This window comes from Paenibacillus sp. 01L418 (assembly GCF_056400045.1).
Genome location: NZ_JBFTSN010000865.1, coordinates 1 through 601, shown reverse-complemented (window position 1 = coordinate 601; position 601 = coordinate 1). Strand labels below are relative to the sequence as shown.

Annotated in this window: 1 protein-coding gene; it reads right to left on the bottom strand. The window is 53.2% G+C overall.

What is annotated here, in order from left to right; translation table 11 throughout:
• Nucleotides 1-601: glycoside hydrolase family 3 protein (locus tag AC1DSE_RS36180; protein ID WP_477529236.1), on the bottom strand; the 601-nt coding region annotated here is incomplete at both ends.

Sequence of the window (601 nt, the reverse complement as noted above, 5' to 3'; positions counted from 1 at the left end):
GCCCTGTCTGGGTTCGCGTATGGTCGCTCGAACAAACCTAACTCAAATTTCTGGTGAAGGATGYGGCGCACAGCAAGATCAATATCGTCTACAGAGACCTTTTGATTTCTTACGGCATGCAGCAAATGCTTGCCGAAGCTCTCGCCAGACATTTCCATATCGACACCCGCAAGCAGCGCCGCGCATGCTGCATCCTCTTCACTTTCTACTACTTGGTGGCCGCCGCAAAGCATATTGATCGCTCCGCAATCGGTAATGACGAATCCGTCGAATCCCCATTTTTCTCTCAAAGTTTGGGTAAGCAGCTCATGATTCGACGTGCATGGCACGCCATCGATTTCGTTGTATGCCGTCATGATTGACAGCGCACCGGCCTGCACCGCTCGCTCGAATGGCAACAAATCCTTTTCGAGAAGCTCCCTCGCACCGATTCGAGCGGGCGCCGCATTGCGTCCTCCTTCGGAGCTGCCATAGCCGGCGAAATGCTTGAGTGTAGCGATAACGGTATCATCGGAAGCGATGGACTCCCCTTGCAAACCTTCGACTGCCGCTACTGCCAATTCTCCGATAAGATATGGATCCTCGCCAAATGTCTCTTCCG